Source organism: Streptomyces sp. NPDC028308 (assembly GCF_055565855.1).
The window spans coordinates 477,097-493,919 of the sequence record NZ_JBVHTO010000004.1; the positions used below are offsets into that span (position 1 = coordinate 477,097).

Genomic DNA, 16,823 nt, shown 5'->3' on the forward strand with positions numbered 1-16,823 from the left:
GGTCGTGAGCATCGGGCGCCCCCGGCAGACAGCTTTGCGAAGCCCCTCTGCTCTGAGCAGAGGGGCTTCGCCATGCACTTCACGCTCTCTACGGTCTCCCCATGGACAGGGACAGGGACAGGGACGGGAGCAGAGACAGGGACTTAGACGTGGATATGGCTATGGACATGGATGTCGTGGAGATCCTCCCCCGGCTCCTCATGCTCCGGTTTCCCGTCGGTCAGGCCTATCTGTGGTGCGACGGGGACGAGTTGACGCTGATCGACGCCGGGCCGTCGGGTTCGGCCGCCCGGATCGCCGAGGCGGTCACCGGCACCGGACGCAGTGTCCGTGACGTACGGCGCATCGTCCTGACCCATTTCCACGAGGATCACGCGGACGGGGCGGGCGAGTTCGCCGCGCTGAGCGGTGCCGCCGTGCTGGCTCATCCGCTGGACGCCCGTGTCGTACGCGGCGAAGCCCCGGAACCGTCACCGGTGTTCGAGGACTGGGAGCGTCCGATCCACGCGCGAGCGAGCGAACTGCTGCCGCCGCGGCCCGCGAACCCGGCCCGTCCCCCCAGCGTCACCGAGGTGACGGACGGCGACGTCCTCGACTTCGGCGGCGGCGCCCACGTCGTACACGCGCCCGGCCACACCGACGGCAGCATCGCGCTCCATCTCCCCGAACACGGGGTGCTGTTCACCGGGGACGCGGTCGCGGCGTCCCCGCTGGACGGCAGCGTGATGCTAGGCGTGTTCAACCTGGACCGATCCCGGGCCGTCGCCTCCTTCCAACGGCTGGCGACCCTCGACGTTGACGTGGCTTGCTTCGGGCACGGTGATCCGGTGGTCGGGCACGCGTCGGCGGCACTACGGGCGTAGGCGGGCACGTACAGCCGGTAAGACATCAACGCTCTGCGGGCACTCACCCGCCGGAGGACGTGTCCCCCGCAATCTCGCTCCAACCGCCGCGCCGGCGGCTTATATGATCCATTTGCGAGACGGGCCAGGCTTCGAGTGCGCGGCCTGCGTCTTTTCGGGACACGCAGGGCGCGTCAGGTCAGGGGCGGTCCCACCGAGCCGTCCTTCCCTGACTCCTGGAGACTCCGATGCGCCGTTCACTGATGCCTGTCGCCGTCGTGCTGGTGTGTGCCGGCTGCTCGTCCGCCGGTGCCGACAACGGTCATGGCGGCGCGCCAGCCGCCTCTGCCGCCGAGCACCGCACCGCGGTCCGGTCCGCGGTCACGGCCGTCGGCAAAGGCACGGCCCGCATCGACGAGGAGATCAAGATCTCCGACGGTAAGACCGAGTACGTCCTCACCGTCGGAGGCGGCTTCGATCTCGCGAATGACCGCGGGAAGCTCGCTGTGGACTTCCCGGGTGGCGCCATCAGTCACAGCGACGAGGTGTTCGCGGACGGCCGGATCTACGTCAGCCAGTCGGCCACAGAAAAGGGGACCTGGGGTGTCATGCCCCGCGGCCAGGCCGAGGCGCACTACCTGCTGCGGGCCCCGCTCAACGATCCCGAACACTTCCTGGGCCAGATCTCCGCGATGCGAAAGGTCTCCAAGGAAGGCACGGAGAGCGTCCAAGGCGAGCGCGCGACCCACTACCGCGGCATCCTCGACCACGGCGCGCTCACCAAGCGTATGGCCGAGGACGTCCGGAAGAAGACGGACCAGGCCCGGGACATGCTCGGCAGTGACCTGCCCGCCTTCGCCGACGCCTGGGTCGACGGTGGCGGCCGCCTGGTCCAGGCCCGGACGACCGTCCACATGTCGGGCGCCGACGTGAGCGTCACGATGCGGCTGTCCGGCTTCGGGGAGCCGGTCCGCGTGAAGGTCCCGAAGGCCGGCGACACGTTCCCGATGCGCAGTGCCACCGGCGTCCTGAACGGCTGATGCCCGGACGGTGATACGTCCGCTCCGAGGGCGGCGCCTCGTGCCGTCCACGGCGGAGCTGCCGGAGCCGCCTGGCAGGCGGGTGGCCAACAGTCATCGGGGCTCAACGCCGTCGCGGGTGGCGGCTCCAGGCGAGTGACGGACAACGAACGAGAGCTGGACCGGCGCCTGTATCGCACCATCCCAGGGACGCTGGAACACCGTGCCCCGACCTCGACGATCTGTCCCTCGGTCCGTCGGTCGCCCGATCCGTACCCGCCGCGTCCGCTGACCGGCCCGGAATCGCCGACCGTCGTACGGCCGGAGCGCGAGTACCGGCACGGTGCAGGGCTTAGAACCCCTAACGAAATGATCTTCGAAGTGGTTGGATCACTCCGGGACCGATGATCCGGAGGTGTGCGGTGGCGCGGCCGAAGCCGTGGGAAGTCGACGACGATCTGTGGGCAGTGATCGAGCCGCTACTGCCCAGGGTTGAGCGCCGGACCCGCCACCCAGGACGCAAGCGGCATCCGGACCGGCTGGTGTTCCAGGGCATCCTGTTCGTGCTGCACACCGGGATCTCCTGGGAACACCTGCCGCAAGAACTCGGCTTCGGCTCGGGCATGACCTGCTGGCGCCGCCTGGCCGAGTGGACCGAGGCCGGCGTGTGGTCCCGGCTGCACGAGGTTCTCCTCGCCAGGCTCCGCAGTGCGAACGCGCTGGACTTCTCCCGGGCGGTGGTCGACGGCTCTCATATCCGAGCGTTAAAGGGGGAGCCAAGACCGGACGAAGCCCTGTCGACCCGGGCAGAGCGGACAGCAAGCACCACCTGATCACCGATGCCACCGGCATCCCGCTCGCCGCCACCTTGACCGGCGGTAACCGCAACGACGTCACCCAGCTGATCCCTCTTCTTCAGACCGTGCCGCCCGTGCGGGGCAAACGCGGCCGGCCCCGGCGCCGCCCGGACGTGGTGCTGGGCGATCGGGGTTACGACCACGACAAGTACCGCCGACTGGTCTGGGATCTCGGCGTGAAGCCGCTGATCGCCCGCCGCGGCACCGAGCACGGCTCCGGTCTGGGCACCCAACGCTGGGTCGTGGAACGAGCGTTCGCCCATCTGCACTGGTTCCGCCGCCTGCGGATCCGCTGGGAGATCCGCGACGACATCCACGAAGCCTTCCTCACCCTTGGATGTGCACTCATCTGCTGGCGACGACTGTGCGCTCTGGCGAGCGATGCCCTGGGCTAGTCAGCCGCCGCCAGTCGGTTGAGAACTTCCATGGGGGTGAAATCCCAGCCGACCAGGCGCGGCCCGCTCCAGTTGATGCCGATCTTGAGTCCATCCCGGGCGTAATCGGGCAGTTCGCGATCGCGCCAGGTCTCCAACGGCATGGATTCAACGCGTAGCCCATGCCCCCAGATCTTCGCTGCCCTCTGGGCGCGGGCCGAGGTCGACCAGAAGGGAAGACTTCGTGTGCCGTCCGCGGAGAGGTGGGTCGTCATTCCGTCGTCATCCCGGACAAGCCAGACGACTCTGCTTTGGCGGACATCTCGGAAGAACGCTGCCGCTTGCGAACCGCTCTGACTCATGGCCACCGAGACTAGCGGTACCCGCCACTCATTTCGTTAGGGGTTCTTAGGGCCGGTCGCGGCGGAACGGGGGCTTTCGTCCGGAGTGCGCATCCGTGGGCAGCCGACCGCCCGAAGTAGTCGCAGGGGGGCGACGACACGGCCGACGGCCGCTGTCCCTCACGTGCGGGAGACACAGATGCACCCTGTGGCAGTCGACCGGCCCCGCCCCGGACATCCGGCGGACGCGTTGCCCGGCGACGCGCCCGCGACGCGACATGCGCCGCTCACTTGGCGCACACTCCACCTGGAAACCATGGCGTCCTTGCTGATCGTATCGCTGCGACGGCTGGGCAGCCGGTGCTTCGCCGCCGAGTGCCAGTGGCCGCGCCTTCACCCGCTCAACGAGCGTTCCCTGACCGCTGTGACCCACCATCCGCTGATCATGGTCGAGTCCACCCGTCAGCTCGCCGTGGCACTGGCCGGCGCCTACTTCACGGGAACCCTCCGTACGCCCCTCCGGCCCGTCTCGGTGAGCCTCGGGCTCGACCCGCGGCTGCGGCCGACCGAGGAGGGCTGTGCCACGGACGTCTCGGCCCGGCTGGTCGTGAGCGATCTCGCGTCGGAGGACGGGGCGCTCTCCGCGTACCGCGTCACCGCGGAGTTCCTGCACGAGGGCACACCGTTCGGATCGTGCCGCATGCACCTCGTCCGGCCCGGTCCCGACCCGGAACGGCTCGACGGCACGAACGGCTCACCCGCGCTGCTGTACCCCGCCGCGCCCGCGGTCGGGGCGGCCACCGACGCCGACGTGATGGTCGCCCGTGCGCCGCGGGGCAGGCTGGTGATCGCGCCGCGCGATCTCGGTCACCCGCTCCTGCTCGGCGGCCGGAACGGCACTATGCCCGCGCCCGCCGTGATGGAGGCGGGACGGCAGGCGGCGCTGCTGCAGAGCGGGTACACGGCGGCCGCGGTCGTAGGGCTGCGCGGCGACCTGCAAGCCCCCGTGCCGGGACGCGGCGCCGATATCGAGGTGGCCCCGGAGCCGGGAGGTGTCCGCTTCCTGGTCACGGCGAGTGGCCGGCCCGCGGCGACAGGTGCGGTCACCCTCCTGCGCCCCCGGTGAGTGTGTGACGGCCTTCGGAGACCTCAGCGGCGCCGAGTGGTACCGGGCACGGGAAGGACCTCCGGCGTACCGAAGTGCACCGGGAGGCCTGGGGAGTACAGCACGCTCACGGGTTCCTGCGCGGGCTCGCTCAGGCCGGCCGCCCCGACGAGCGAATCGTGCCGGTCCAGCAGCGTGCACGCGCGGAACGTCCACGTGGGATGCGCGTTCGGCAGGTAGTACGAGCGACCGAACGCGCGCCCGTGCAGTCCCCAGCGGTAGGTGAGGAACTCCTCCAGCGGGGTCGGTGTCACCGGGGTGTCCTGAACGTCGAGCCACACCGACGCCGCGGCGCCGGGACTGCCACGGCGGTGCGTCCGGTACACGAGCCGGCTGTCGAACCACTGGGAGCGGATACGGGACCACCGGTACGGGAGCCGGAAAGCCGCCTCCGCGGCGAGCACCGGCAGCAGCCGGTCACAGTCCAGGGACCGGAACACCACGCCGCGCCGGCCCCGGGCGTCCCTGCTGTACAGGCGCACGTTGACCTCGCCGAAGCTGCCCAGGTACGGCAGCGCCCGTGCCCGGCCCAGGGCCAGGTCCCGCATGCGGAAGAAGACCAGCCCCACGTACGTGCGCCCGTTGTACAGGTCCGGAACGGTGCCGGGCGGCAGCAGCCGGGCGACCTCGAACGGATCCGCCGGCCAGTGCAGGAAGACCAGGTCCCGCCACTGCTGGCGGAACAGGACGTGCCGCAAGGGTCTCGGTGCGAGCGCGGTGATGTCCTCCGCCCGGCGGGACCCTGCGGGGCCCTGGTGGGTCCGTGGGGTGTGGTGCATGACGCTCCTCGGCCTTCGTCAACGTGCTGGCCTTCATCGACGTGCCCGGGGGCGAGCGTTCCCGCGCCCGGGTCAGCCCCTGCCCTTCGGCCACGCCGAGGCGGACGGACGACGCGCCGGCGGCGTGGACGACCGTCCACCCCACCCCGGCCCGAACCGGCGTCCGCTCCCGGTCACGGCTGACCGGGCCGTCCGTCAGGGCTGCGCCCACCGCCTATACGGCCGCCGCCCACGTGTCGGATGCAGGGCGGTCCGGAACGTCGCCGGCCGGCGCACTCGGGCGCACTCGGGCGGGCTCGGGCGGGCGCTCAGGGGTTGCTCCCGCTCAGACGTCCGAGCCGTCGCCGTCGTCGCCGCCGCTCGTCCGCCGTCATCGCCCCCCACACGCCGTCGCGTTCCCCGTTGCGCAGGGCCCAGGAGCCGCAGTCCGTCAGGACGGGGCACCGGTGGCAGACCGCCCGTGCCTGTTCGATCTGCTGCCGGGAGAGGCCGTCCTCGCCGATCGGGAAGAATAGTTCCGGATCCTCGGAGCGGCAGGCCGCCGCGTCGCGCCAGTTCACCGTGCCTCCCTCCTCGGGCCGGAGGCGTGGCGGGGCGGTGGGCAGCAGCCCGGGAGGAAAGGGGACTTCGAAACCATGGGGACCTCCGCCGGTCATGTCGCAGCCCGCTTCGGGGCAGCGCTCTGTCTCGCGGCACCGAAGGCACCGCGTGACCCGGCAGGGGTAGTGAAAAATATAGGCGCTTTCCTCCGTTTGGGCCAGATATGGGATGGAGTCGAGGGCGTCCGGGACGAGCAGGCCCAGGTCGATGTCCTGGCCGTCGAGGTTCTGCCCACCGGCCGATGCCCGCTCACGCGCGGACATCGGCTCCTTCTTGTCGATCCGTCGACTTCCCGGTCGCCCGAGGTGCGCCACGACAGCAGCTTTGTCCGCAACTGGAGGTGACGCGACCGTGTAAGGGGCGACGCTTTCCCGGCCCTCCGGACCGGCGGGAAGGATGCGGGCAGGGGCCGAGTGCGGTGACCCGAGTCCGGTCTCAGCCGCCTCGGCAATTCACGCTGCACGGGTTCTGACTGCCGCTGCCACGGCGGGCTCATCGATCGGATTCGCTGTCGCCATCCTGCGCCTTGTCGTCGGCCTGCCCGACAGAGGCAGGCCGACGCCATTCATCCTTCCGGGAAGGACTCGTTCAGAATCTCCGCCCAACGGGCCATGGGGACGGTTCGGTTGAGGTTCCGCGTCTGGGCTTCGACCAGCTTCAGCAAGGCGGAGATGAACGGTAGGGCAGCGGGATCGGCGTCGAAACTGATCACAGCGGCGTGCAGACGCTGCACGGCTCCGGAGAAGGCCGCGATCTCCTGCGCCCGGAGTTCCGCGCTGCGGCGCGCACTTTCGTCCGCGAGGATGCGCCGCACCGCGAACTCAGGGCATTCGGCGGTGTGCCAGATCCCCGTCAGGCCGTCGTCCCGAGAGCTGACGCTGTCGGGGCGTGCTGTGGCGCCGCAGTCAGGGCACGTGAGGTGTTCCCCAGCTGAGGGTTCGTGGTTCGGGTCCGGCATGACACTCCCATCCGCGGGCCTCACCGGATCGGAGGAAGGAAGGGCTGCTATAAATCTCCGCTTGCCGTTGCCGTGATCCGAGGCACGTCAGGGATGATCCGTCGCCGAGACCCGGGCGGATTGGTCGGAGACGGTCCCACTTCCTCACACCTTGTCGGCGTCGACCGGCAGCCCGCTCCGCCGTCTCCCAGCCCCCACCACGGCCCGTCTGCTACTGGCGGTAGTAGGTGGTGTACGTGAGAGTGGCCGCGGCACCTCCGACCACCGGGTAGGGGCGTCTGCGACCACCGGGTAGGCGGGCCTGACCAGGGTGGAGTCGAACGTGCCGGAGAACGCCTTCTCGGCCCATGCGTCGCCGTCGGTGACGGCGAAGACGTCGCGGGCACGGACGTTGCTCTCGCGGATCGCTTGGGCCTGATCGGGGTGGGACTGGGCTTCACCGCCTCGCGCGGGCTGCCGAGTCTGCTGCCACCGACTCTGGAGATCACGCGGACCGGGCAGGAGGAACGGCTGGACGGGGTGCTGTTCCGCTTCCAGCTCACCCCGAACACCGAGGCCCCCTCGGAGATGAACTTCCACCTCCCCGAGCTGCGCGCCCTGTGCATGGCGGAGAACGCCACCCACAACCTGCACAACATCCTGACCCTGCGTGGCGCGGTGGTCCGCGACGCCCGGGTCTGGTCGCGCTACCTCACGGAGGCGATCCAGCTCTTCGGAGACGGCTCCGACGTCCTGTTCGCCTCCCACCACTGGCCGACCTGGGGCACCGACCGGCTCAAGCGGTTCCTGTCCGAGCAGCGCGACCTCTACGCCTACCTGCACGACCAGACTCTGCGGCTGGTCAACCAGGGCCACACCGGCGGCGAGATCGCCGAGATCCTCGAACTGCCGCCCGCGCTCGCCCAGTCCTGGCACGCCCGTGGCTACTACGGTTCGGTCAGCCACAACGTCAAGGCCGTCTACCAGCGCTACATGGGCTGGTACGACGGTCATCCCGCTTCCCTGTGGGAGCACCCGCCGACCGCGAGCGCGCGGCGGTACGTCGACTGCATGGGCGGCCTGGACGCCGTACTCGCCAAGGCCCGCTCCTATGCCGACCAGGGTGACCTGCGCTTCGCCGCACAACTCCTCAAACACGCGACCTTCGCCGAGCCGGACAGCGCGGAGGCCAAGGAGTTGCTGGCGCAGGTCTTCGAACGCCTCGGGTACGGCGCCGAGTGCGGGACCTGGCGCAACAACTACCTCACGGCCGCACAGGAGTTGCGCGAGGGCGTGAAGCAGGTCCCGATCAGCGCCGGCAGCATGGCCTCGGCTCTCAGCGTGGACCAGGTCTTCGACTCGCTCGCCATCCGGGTCAACGGCCCCAAGGCGTGGGAGCACGCCGTGTCCACCCACTGGCACTTCACCGATCTCGGCGAACGCCATCAAGTGGTCCTGCGCAACGGTGTCCTCGTCCACTACGCCGCCGGCCGGCCGGACGAAGACACCGACCTGACGCTCACCCTGACCAAGGCGCAGTTGGCCGGCATGCTCGCGGGCCAGGCCGGCCTCGACGGCATCGAGCACCAGGGGGACCCGGCCACGCTCAGGACGCTGTTGTCAGTCCTGGACGAGCCCGACCCCAGCTTCCCCATCGTCACTCCGTGAGGCACAGCTGACGGGTGCTGATACACACGCGCGCAACGCCCAGACCCGGATCGCGGCTCAGTGCGGGCGCAGCTGTTGGAGGGTGATCCTCGCGGTACTTCGGATCCGCTTGGTGCGTCCGCGCTCAGCAAGGATTTCGAGAGCGTCGGTGTTCGAACCGGCAGCCGCTTTGCGCTGAAGCCAGTCGGATGACTCGAGCAAGGCATCCTGGTGCCACGGTCGCCCCAGCGTGATGGCGCGGAGCAGAGACCACTCCCGAAGTCGTCGCGTCAGGAACGGGTGGTCGATGGCGGCGCGGGCCATCGACTCGGTCCACGGTTCGTAGGCGGGTCCGTGATGGAGGTCGGTCGCCCGGCGGTCCAGGTGCCGCAGGACGGCCGATTGAGCCATGATCTGGTCCGGATCGGTCAGGACTTCGCTGACCAGATCGGCCTCGTCAGCGTCGGCCACCTGCTCCAGCTCGCTCAGGTAGACCGCGAAGCGAACGTGCTCGGCGGGCTCCTCCTGCGGAGCGTTGCGATGACTCACGCGGCCTGCTCCTGCCTCTTGACCAGGATGTCGTTCTCGGTCTGGGTGCCGGCGCGGACCAGCGCGCAGGTGCGCCCCGGTGACCGGCTGCTGTGTGAATGAGCGGACTCGAACAAGCTTGAACGCTATCGCGAGGTCGGCCCGGGGTTCGGTGGACTCGCGCCTCCTCTCGGCCGGCGCGACCGGCTCCTCGACGGCCTCCACGCTGACTCCGAACAGGACCAGTACCCACGAGGACGCCTGCCCGATGCGGACCTTAGAGCGCACGTTGCCGGCCCACACGTGAACGCGGCACGGTCACGTCGACCGAGCCAACCGGGCCGACCTCACGCGACGAACAAGGGCGTCGGATGACGGCGTCTGGTCAGGCGGAGGTAAAAGCTTCCTCAGGCACATCGTCGATGATGAAGCCGTTGTCGAGCCGGACGCGGACCGTGACGCGGAGCATTCGTTGTTGGAAGGCGACCCACTCCCCTTCCAAAGCCCCCACCTGATCCTCCAGTTGCTGCCTGCTCGCCGACGGCATCTGGTGGCCGAAGTCGTCGAGAAGAGACTTCAGACGCAGATATTCACGGACCTCGTGGCTCTGCTGCCGGTGATGCTCGTCCACCCGCTCAACGGTGCCCTCGATGCCTGCCGCCAGAGCCATAGAGGCGACGAAGGCACCCGTCTCCTGCGACGGCTCACCGGCGGGGGTCACCGACCCGGCCAGCCGCAGTTCCGCCGCCAACCGCACCCGTTGGCCCACGTTCAACGTCATCGATCCTTCGTCTTCCTCGTCGGACACCGGCGAACCGGTACACGTGGCGTCGCCAGGCGTACCGGAGAGAAAGGGATCATCCCACCCTCACCCTGCGACCTCGGCACGCTCGAAGGTCCAGAGCGTCCAAGCGCCCACGAAGCCGGTTGCGCTCCAAGCACGTCTCGACATACCCCTCTCGACCTTCACCATCCACGCTGCGGGGCAGCAGCCGGCCCGTCAGACGTCGGCGGGCGTGCTCACGGGCGGCGACCTTCACCCACGGGGTGTCGCACTCCTCGACCAGCAGGTCCAGTCCGTCACCGTCGGCAGGAGCGCTGAAGCGGTCCTCGATGGTGTCCTCGGTGACACCACTCCGGAACACCTCGATGTCCAGGTAGGGATCGAGCTCGTACATACGGCGGGCGCACAGCACGCTCTTCTCCACTCCCAGGTCGTGGACACCCGCCGACAGCCGGTTCAGGTACGACAGGCCGAGCGGGCCGAAGTCCGCCAGCCTGAATGCTCCGCCGACCCCTTCCATGGCGCAGGCCAGTGCCGCGCTGCTGCCCACGGACAGCCCGATGACGCCCACCCGGCGCCGCAAGAGGACCTGCTGCCGCTCGCGGGAGAGCTCGTCGCGGTTGCTGAACACGGAGTCACCGCCCCTCCGAGGAGACGGGCGGTGGGGCCCAACTTCCGTTCGGGGCCGCCTGGTAGCCGAGAGCAGTGGCGGCCAGGAGCGGCGCCGCTCAGGCTGGCCAGCGTCGGGATGACGGCCAACTCCTGCTTGCACACGTCCTCGACGGAGAAGTTCCAGTCGCTGCTCGCGTTGCCGCCCGAGCTGGAGTCGGTGTCATCGCCGGCGACGGCGGGGGTGGCCACACCTGTTGCCGCGAGCACGACGGCGGCGATGCTCATGATCTTCTTCATGATCAGGAAACGAGTGCAGCTGTCCACGGGATACGCGGCATTCGACGGATGTCCCTCCAGGTAGGGGTGCGGGAACATGGAACGCCTGCGGGACAAGGAGGCGTTCGGTGCCTGCTCCTGATGCCGGCATCCCATATCCGTGTCGTTGGACCCACGGTTCGTTGCGCGGGTCCGACGGCCGTGCTTGGCTCGCCCGATGAACTTTCTGTTGACTGCGAGTGGCCTGCGCAACGAGACACTGCGGGATGCGTTGCGGGACATGCTGGGAAAGCCGTTCGGATCGTCGAACGTCGTATTCGTTCCCACGGCATCACTCGCCGAGCCCGGGGACCACGGGTGGTTCGTCGAGGACATGAACCGCCTGCGCGGCCTCGGCTGGCGCGAGTTCGACGTTTTGGAGCTGAACGGCCTGCCCCGGCAGATGGTGCTCGACCGGCTGCTCCACGCCGACGTCATCTACGTCGAGGGCGGCAACCACTACCACCTCGCGCGCAGCATCACCGGCAACGGACTGGCCGACGGCTTCCTCGAGGCGCTGGAGAACCGGGTCTACGTGGGGGTCAGCGCCGGCTCCATGATCTTCAGCCGTAATCTCACCGCCCACTCCGCCGACATCATCGGGGACACCGCGGACCTCCACGTGCTCGGCGCTACGGCCGTGGAGCCGCCGTTCGGGCTCTTCGACTGGTATCTCAAGCCCCACCTGTACTCGCCGGACTTCCCCGAGCGGGACGACGCCTGGGCTGACCGCATCGTCGCGCGGGCGGACTTCCCGATCTACTTCATCGACGACGAGACGGCCCTTCGCGTCAGGGACGGCAAGGTGGATGTCATCTCTGAAGGGCGGTGGCGTTTCCATCCGTGACCCGACGCGCGCTCGCAGCAGCGGTGAAGACGACAGGAACCTGGTGGTGACCGTTCGGCCGGGCTGATGCCACAGGGAGACAGACCCTGATGCCCGACGGGTATCAGAGCCGTCGAAAGAGGTCTTGGACGGGGATCCGCCCCTGGACGCAGGCTGGTCAGCGTAGTCAGCGGCCTACGAAGACAGGAGCCAAGACCATGAAGGTCTTCATCACCGGCGGATCCGGATACCTCGGCAAGATCACGATCAGCACGCTCATCCAGCATGGGCACACGGTGGAGGCGCTGGCCCGCAACGACCGGGCCGCCGAGACCGTCGCCTCACTCGGGGCGGCGCCGGTACGCGGAGGGCTGGGAGATCTCGGCGTGCTGAACACGGCCGCGGCCCGCGCGGAGGCCGTCATCCACCTGGCACAGGCCCGGACCGGCGATGAGGACCTCGCGGCCGCCACCGCCATGCAGGACGGCATCGGCACCGGGACGTACGTCCACACCGGCGGCACGTGGGTCTACGGCGACACCGACGGGGTCGCGGACGAGACCGCGCCCTGGAACCCGCCGGCCGTGGTCGCCTGGCGCAAGCCCGTGGAGGAGGCCGTCCTGCGGCGCGCACAGCAGGGCGGCCGGCCCGTCGTGGTGCAGCCCGGCCTGCTGTACGGGGGCGAGAACCGCCTGATCGACATCTTCCACAGCGCTCCGGGCAAGAAGGCGGGCGCGGTCCCCTGCATCGGTGACGGCGCCAACCGGTGGGCGCTGGTGCACGTCGACGACGTCGCGGAGCTGTACGTCGCCGCGCTCCGGGCGAAGCCCGGTTCCGTGTACGTGGGCGTGGGCGGGGTGAACCCGACCGCCAAGGAGTGCTCGCTGGCCGTCGCACGGGCCGCCGGTATCGACGGCAAGGTCGCCTCCATCACGCTGGAGCAGGCTCGCGAGCAGATGGGCCCGGTCGCGGACGCCTTCGCCCTGGACCAGCGGTTCACCCCGGCGCGCGCCGAGGCCGAGCTGGGATGGGTGCCCGCGCACACCGACCCGCTGGCCGTCCTCGCCGGCGGCGCGTGACCTGGCCGGGCAGAGGCGGTGTCGACGGCGGCGGTTCATGGTGGCCAGGCAGTAGGTTTGCCACTAACTGTCCTGCTCGCCTCCCTTACTGGTCTGGGGCGATCGGGGAGTCGTTCCGGGACACCGGGCGCCCATGGCCGTCGTCTTGGGGAGTCGGAGAAAGTGAGCGGTGAGTCCGGGTGGATCTTGATCTGCGCAAGCTCCGGTACTTCGTGGCCGTGGCCGAGGAGCTCCACTTCGGACGAGCGGCGGAGCGCCTGCACATCGCGCAGCCGGTGCTGTCCCGGCAGATCCGAAGCCTTGAGGACGATCTGGGTGTCGAGGTCTTCGACCGTGACCGGCGCGGGACGCTGCTGACCGCGGCCGGGAGGCAGTTGCTGGAGGACGCCGTCCCGCTGCTCGCCTCGGCGCAAGGTCTGCTCCGGCGGGTGGAGGCGGCGGCGCAGGGCACCCCGACGCTGACTGTCGGCTTCATGCCCGGCATCACGGTCACCGCCGCCCTGGCCGCCTTCTCCGCTGTCCGGCCCGGCGTCAACGTGCGCCTGTTGCGCACCAGTTGGGACGACCAGGTGGCGGTGCTCCTGGACGGCAGGGCGGACATCGGCGTCGTACGACTGCCCATCGACCAACGCGGCCTTCAGGTGCGGCCCTTGTTCGAGGAACCCCGGGTCGTCATGCTCCCGGCCGGGCACCGCCTGGCGGGCCGTGCGTCGGTGACCGTCGGCGACCTGGCTCATGAGCATCTGCTCCAGGACCCCGACGCCGTACCCGAGTGGCGCACCGTGGCACTGGAGTTGCGTGACGGGAGACGTCCCGACGTTCCTGTGATCCACCAAGTGGAGGAGAAGCTGGAGCTGGTGGCCTCCGGAGCGGGTATCTGCGTCCTGCCCTTGTCCACCGCCACCTTCTACACCCGGCCCGATGTCATCGCGCTTCCGGTGGAGGACATCGGCCCCACCGAGGTGGCCTTGGCGTGGGTGGAGTCCCGCCGCTCCCCTCTCATCCGTGACTTCGTCGAGGCCGCGGGCAGGCAAACGCCCTTCAAGTAGAGGGCTGTGATGGCGCGTCAACCGAGCTCGACGCGAGCAGTCGACTTGTCTCCTGCGCGGAAGCACTTCCGGTGAAGCAGCGTGAGAGAGCGAGTACTGCAAGTAACCTCTGCACCTCAGTACAGTCACGGCAGGCCGGTAGAAGGGGCCTGCCCAGGGGGATTTGAGGGGGATCTTCCATGGCCGGGCCTCACCATGACTTGAGCGGGTTTCCCGACGACGAGGGTGCCGACGACTTCGTCCGCGAGTTCCGTCAGGCGGTGTCACCAGCCGACCGCGACATGCTCGCCCACACACCTCCGCTGATGATCCTGGACGTCGCCGGGGACGACGCCGAGTACGACCGCCGGGTGCGGCGGCTCGTAGAGGCGCTGGAGCGGGCGCTGCGCGGTCAGCAGGACGCGAAACTCGTGCCGTACGCCCTTCCGACGGCCGACGACGGCTCCGCACTCCTGTCCGGCGCGGCGGCCCGCGGACTGGGCCGCGGCATGCCCCGGCACATGACGCCCGACCGGCTGCCGGGCTTCTGGCCACTGTGGGACTCGGTCGCCTACATCCGCGCACACGCCGAGGAACGGCAGGCTCCGGGGGCGGCCGCGCTGCGCGATCACGCGCACGAGCAGCTGCGCATCAACCGTCATCAGCGGCGCGAGGGGCGCTTGCAGGCCTTCCTCTGGGCGCTGGGCGGTGGTGAATCGCCACCGGTCGGCGGGCTGCGTGGCTGGCTGCTCGGCTCCCTGTGGCACGGCGTCACCAGGACCTTCCCGCGCTGGTGGTGGGAGCGGCGCAAGACCCGGCGGATGGTGCGTGCGCCGCGCCTGTTGCGCCCTGCCCGTCAGCGGTGGCTGGGCGGGATGCTGGGCATGACCGGGGACGCCGAGACACTGTTCGCGGTGATGGACGAGGTGGCCGACCGGCAGATGTCGCGGCTCGTGCTGCCGCTGGACCATCCCCGGCACCAGGAATCTCTGGCCGCCCTGGAGGCGCTGCTGACGCGGGCACTGCTGGAGGACCTGAAGGCACCCGCGGTCGGCAGGTGGCGGCCTTTGCAACGCCGCCGCACCGCGCGTCCCGTGTTACTGCTGCCGCTGCCCCGGCCGGAGAGACCGAGCGCCGTGGCCGTGGAGCGCTTCCTGCGGGCTTTTCACCGCGAGCGCAGGAACACCGGCCAGTCACCGGGGCCCCTGGTCATCGCGGTCGGGAGGCCCTCGCAGCAACTGCTGGCGGACCTCGGCAGTCCGGCCGTGTCCGGCCTCACTTCGGCGGGACGCCTGCTGCACCAGTCCGGCCCGGACGTCGTCTGGGTGCGGCTGAAGGAAGAGCCCTTCACGCGGGAGGGGCTGTTCATCCGCCCGACGTCACCGGCCTCCTATCGCATCAGCGGGCGCGTGATGAGTGCCGGTGTGGCCGGCGGCACCGCACTGGCCGTGGGGCTGGTGGGAGTCGGCGCGGCCCGTCTCCTCATCCCGGAGAAGCCGCAGAACAGTGAGTGCGTCGCCGGCGACATGCCGGTCGCGGGAAGCAAGTACAGCCGGCCCATCCCACTGCATCCCAAGCAGTGGTACGACCAGACGCTGGCGGAGATCCGCGCCCAGAACCGAAGGGCCGAGAACTTCGCGGCGCAGGGCAAGACGGTGCGTACGGTCGTGGCGTTCACGTCGAACGGTCCGACCTCGAAAACGGACACGTTGTTCGACGGGACCATTCCGGAGCTGCGCGGCATCGCCATGTGGCAGCGCAAGCTCAACGACGACGCGATCTCCGACGATTCCCGGGTACCGCTGCGGGTCGACGTACGCCCGAGCGGCGAGGGTTTCGCGGACGCCGAAAAGCAGGCACGGAAACTCGTCGGCCAGATCAGGGAAGGCAGCCTGGGCACCGACGGCAGGACGTACGAGGAGGTGGTCGGCGTACTCGGTTTCGCCCAGAGCAAGGAGGCCACCCGCAACGCTCTGAGGATCCTGGAGCAGGCCGGCCTTCCGGTCATCGGCACGACCGCCACCGCCGACGAGATGCTGGTCAGCGCCAACTACTGGCCGTTCACGCCGCTCAACAGCGCCGAAGCGCGCATCGCGGCGAACTTCGCCACCCGCTCCCCCGTCATCGCTCGCCCCTCGGGCGGGTGCGAGCCGGCCGAACGGGCCGTCGTGATCCAGAGCCCGGCGGACCTGTACAGCAAGAGCCTCGCGGACAAGTTCCGCAGTGACTTCCGCGGCACCACTCACCTCATCAACTTCTCCCAGACGAGCGACTTCTCGGGGGCGCCCCCCGGCACGCCGAAGATGAAGAGCGCCCACGATCTCGCCGAGACCGTCTGTGACGCGCTGGGCGGTTCCGACCCGGCGATCGTCTACTGGTCCGCACGTGCCCGCGACTTCATCGCCTTCGTCAACGCCCTTGACACGCAGGGGACATGCACACGCCGCGACATCACCATGCTGGGCGGCAATGAGCTGACGAACGTCGCGCTCACCGGCGAATTCAACGACAAGACCTGGCTGCGGCTGTACTACTCGGCGCATCGGATGCCGGCCGGCGACAGTGCCGCCGACGACAAGACCAAGCAGTTCGTGAGCATCTACGACGATTTCGTCCCGGGAGCCGCCAAGGACGACCCTTGGCGCGACGACGGCCACTCCGCCGTGTCGTACGACGCCTTCCACGTCCTGTCCCGCGCGGCTGACATGGCCCTATCCGGCCAGGGCGACGTGGACCCCAACGCCATGCTCACCGCGCTGCGCAGCGGCATCACCTTCGACGGTGCCACCGGCTACGTCTCCTACGGCCAGGGCAGCAACATGCCTCCGCGGGACAAGACCCTGGTCCTGCTGCGCCAGTCGGACCAGGGGCCCAAGGTGGCGTTGGCGTGCGGGGCCTACCGGCAAGACAGGACCGACCGCTCGGACGAGGGCCCTTGCGCCGTCCAGTAGGCAGGCGGCTGACCCGACTGCGGTAAGGAGGGTCCCGGGCGAAGGGCGGGCACGCCCGGCTCGACGGAGATCATCTTCATCGGGCCGGGCGCCTGCTCGTGCGGGGCGTGGCGCACAGAGCCACAGGCGAACAGCAGGT

16 protein-coding genes and 1 pseudogene are annotated in these 16,823 nt (G+C 69.6%); 10 read left to right on the forward strand and 7 right to left on the reverse strand.

Features of this window, described 5'->3' with window-relative positions:
- The first annotated feature begins 167 nt into the window (after window positions 1-167).
- The 3 genes from ACZ4VA_RS12335 to ACZ4VA_RS12345 all read left to right on the forward strand — a co-directional run bounded on the left by ACZ4VA_RS12335 (window position 168) and on the right by ACZ4VA_RS12345 (window position 3,113).
- Complete coding sequence (locus ACZ4VA_RS12335; protein WP_468081129.1) at window positions 168-863, forward strand: MBL fold metallo-hydrolase; 696 nt, start codon at window positions 168-170, stop codon at window positions 861-863.
- Window positions 864-1,090: 227 nt separating this feature from the next.
- Window positions 1,091-1,882, forward strand: a complete 792-nt coding sequence (locus ACZ4VA_RS12340) for an SCO4651 family lipoprotein (protein ID WP_468081082.1) — start codon at window positions 1,091-1,093, stop codon at window positions 1,880-1,882.
- A 383-nt stretch (window positions 1,883-2,265) separates the two neighbouring features.
- A protein-coding gene (locus ACZ4VA_RS12345; protein WP_468081084.1) for an IS5 family transposase occupies window positions 2,266-3,113 on the forward strand; the annotation gives its coding sequence in 2 pieces (ribosomal slippage) (window positions 2,266-2,620 and window positions 2,620-3,113; 849 coding nt in all).
- On the opposite strand, the gene ACZ4VA_RS12350 is transcribed toward ACZ4VA_RS12345, so the two are convergent.
- The gene (locus ACZ4VA_RS12350; RefSeq protein WP_468081086.1) at window positions 3,110-3,454 is read right to left on the reverse strand and encodes a DUF2750 domain-containing protein; all 345 of its coding nucleotides are present in this window, start codon (window positions 3,452-3,454) and stop codon (window positions 3,110-3,112) included. The two genes, ACZ4VA_RS12345 and ACZ4VA_RS12350, sit on opposite strands and share 4 nt — an antisense overlap.
- A gap of 295 nt (window positions 3,455-3,749) precedes the next feature.
- Here ACZ4VA_RS12350 and ACZ4VA_RS12355 point away from each other — a divergent pair, with 295 nt between their 5' ends.
- Window positions 3,750-4,559, forward strand: coding sequence for a hypothetical protein (locus tag ACZ4VA_RS12355; RefSeq protein ID WP_468081088.1), 810 nt, complete (start codon window positions 3,750-3,752; stop codon window positions 4,557-4,559).
- Window positions 4,560-4,582: 23 nt separating this feature from the next.
- Here ACZ4VA_RS12355 and ACZ4VA_RS12360 read toward each other — a convergent pair whose 3' ends face one another.
- The 3 genes from ACZ4VA_RS12360 to ACZ4VA_RS12370 all read right to left on the reverse strand — a co-directional run bounded on the left by ACZ4VA_RS12360 (window position 4,583) and on the right by ACZ4VA_RS12370 (window position 6,935).
- Window positions 4,583-5,377 (reverse strand): YqjF family protein, encoded by a 795-nt coding sequence (locus tag ACZ4VA_RS12360; RefSeq protein WP_356165749.1) that lies wholly within the window; start codon window positions 5,375-5,377, stop codon window positions 4,583-4,585.
- 308 nt (window positions 5,378-5,685) lie between these two features.
- Window positions 5,686-5,937: a WhiB family transcriptional regulator gene (locus ACZ4VA_RS12365; RefSeq protein WP_355783197.1), complete on the reverse strand. Its 252-nt coding sequence runs from the start codon at window positions 5,935-5,937 to the stop codon at window positions 5,686-5,688.
- A gap of 605 nt (window positions 5,938-6,542) precedes the next feature.
- Window positions 6,543-6,935 carry a hypothetical protein gene (locus ACZ4VA_RS12370; RefSeq protein WP_356238440.1) on the reverse strand — a complete coding sequence of 131 codons (393 nt, stop codon included), beginning with the start codon at window positions 6,933-6,935 and terminating at the stop codon, window positions 6,543-6,545.
- A gap of 411 nt (window positions 6,936-7,346) precedes the next feature.
- On the opposite strand from ACZ4VA_RS12370, the pseudogene ACZ4VA_RS12375 reads away from it, so the two are divergent.
- Window positions 7,347-8,582, forward strand: a pseudogene (locus tag ACZ4VA_RS12375) (alkyl/aryl-sulfatase); the annotation flags it as partial.
- A gap of 57 nt (window positions 8,583-8,639) precedes the next feature.
- Here the strand turns inward: ACZ4VA_RS12375 and ACZ4VA_RS12380 are convergent.
- From ACZ4VA_RS12380 to ACZ4VA_RS12390, 3 genes are all read right to left on the reverse strand, one after another.
- Window positions 8,640-9,110: a hypothetical protein gene (locus ACZ4VA_RS12380; RefSeq protein WP_389389208.1), complete on the reverse strand. Its 471-nt coding sequence runs from the start codon at window positions 9,108-9,110 to the stop codon at window positions 8,640-8,642.
- Between the two features lie 364 nt (window positions 9,111-9,474).
- Window positions 9,475-9,897 (reverse strand): hypothetical protein, encoded by a 423-nt coding sequence (locus ACZ4VA_RS12385; RefSeq protein ID WP_356165756.1) that lies wholly within the window; start codon window positions 9,895-9,897, stop codon window positions 9,475-9,477.
- Between the two features lie 49 nt (window positions 9,898-9,946).
- Window positions 9,947-10,504 carry a ThiF family adenylyltransferase gene (locus tag ACZ4VA_RS12390; RefSeq protein ID WP_452920422.1) on the reverse strand — a complete coding sequence of 186 codons (558 nt, stop codon included), beginning with the start codon at window positions 10,502-10,504 and terminating at the stop codon, window positions 9,947-9,949.
- A gap of 117 nt (window positions 10,505-10,621) precedes the next feature.
- On the opposite strand from ACZ4VA_RS12390, the gene ACZ4VA_RS12395 reads away from it, so the two are divergent.
- The 5 genes from ACZ4VA_RS12395 (at window position 10,622) to ACZ4VA_RS12415 (ending at window position 16,684) form a co-directional block, all read left to right on the forward strand.
- Window positions 10,622-10,846, forward strand: coding sequence for a hypothetical protein (locus ACZ4VA_RS12395; RefSeq protein ID WP_468081092.1), 225 nt, complete (start codon window positions 10,622-10,624; stop codon window positions 10,844-10,846).
- Between the two features lie 132 nt (window positions 10,847-10,978).
- Complete coding sequence (locus ACZ4VA_RS12400; RefSeq protein ID WP_355783209.1) at window positions 10,979-11,647, forward strand: peptidase E; 669 nt, start codon at window positions 10,979-10,981, stop codon at window positions 11,645-11,647.
- A 197-nt stretch (window positions 11,648-11,844) separates the two neighbouring features.
- A complete protein-coding gene (locus ACZ4VA_RS12405; protein WP_468081094.1) occupies window positions 11,845-12,705 on the forward strand; it encodes an NAD-dependent epimerase/dehydratase family protein in 861 nt (286 codons plus the stop codon).
- Between the two features lie 179 nt (window positions 12,706-12,884).
- Window positions 12,885-13,754 carry a LysR family transcriptional regulator gene (locus tag ACZ4VA_RS12410; protein ID WP_389389203.1) on the forward strand — a complete coding sequence of 290 codons (870 nt, stop codon included), beginning with the start codon at window positions 12,885-12,887 and terminating at the stop codon, window positions 13,752-13,754.
- A 200-nt stretch (window positions 13,755-13,954) separates the two neighbouring features.
- Window positions 13,955-16,684 (forward strand): ABC transporter substrate-binding protein, encoded by a 2,730-nt coding sequence (locus tag ACZ4VA_RS12415; RefSeq protein WP_388904677.1) that lies wholly within the window; start codon window positions 13,955-13,957, stop codon window positions 16,682-16,684.
- Window positions 16,685-16,823 lie beyond the last annotated feature (139 nt).